Annotated in this window: 3 tRNA genes and 1 pseudogene; all 4 read right to left on the bottom strand. The window is 35.9% G+C overall.

What is annotated here, in order from left to right:
* Positions 1–79 precede the first annotated feature (79 nt).
* Positions 80–152: transfer RNA gene (locus ACK41V_RS23605), tRNA-Phe, on the bottom strand.
* A 21-nt stretch (positions 153–173) separates the two neighbouring features.
* Positions 174–245 (bottom strand) — tRNA-Trp (locus tag ACK41V_RS23610).
* A gap of 22 nt (positions 246–267) precedes the next feature.
* Positions 268–339: transfer RNA gene (locus ACK41V_RS23615), tRNA-Met, on the bottom strand.
* Positions 340–348: 9 nt separating this feature from the next.
* Positions 349–459: pseudogene (locus ACK41V_RS23620) on the bottom strand (cytochrome c oxidase subunit II); the annotation flags it as partial.

Raw genomic sequence — 459 nt, forward strand, 5'->3', positions numbered from 1 at the left:
CGAACCTATAACCGCTGGTCTAGAAAACCAATGCTCTATTCCAATTAAGCTAAGGATGCTTTCAATTGATCAAAAATTTTGGTCAGAGGTGGATTTGAACCACCGACACAAGGATTTTCAGTCCTCTGCTCTAACCCCTGAGCTACCTAACCTAAATATAAAAAATTAAATACAGGAAAAAGTGGGAATTGAACCCACAATTTTCGATTTTGGAAATCGATGTTCTACCATTAAACTATTTTTCCCTTTAAAAACTTAAAAAAATTCTAGGCTTAGCGGGAATTGAACCCACAACATGACCGTTATGAGCGATCTGTTCTACCCTTGAACTATAAGCCTCCGAATTTATTAAGCTGTAGTATTTAAAGACCACCATTTAAATAATGATGGAGAAACAACTTCGACTACAATAGGCATAAAAGCATGATTTACACCACAAATTTCACTACATTGGCCATA

It is taken from the genome of Acidovorax sp., assembly GCF_046291265.1.
Lineage (GTDB): Bacteria > Pseudomonadota > Gammaproteobacteria > Burkholderiales > Burkholderiaceae_C > Acidovorax.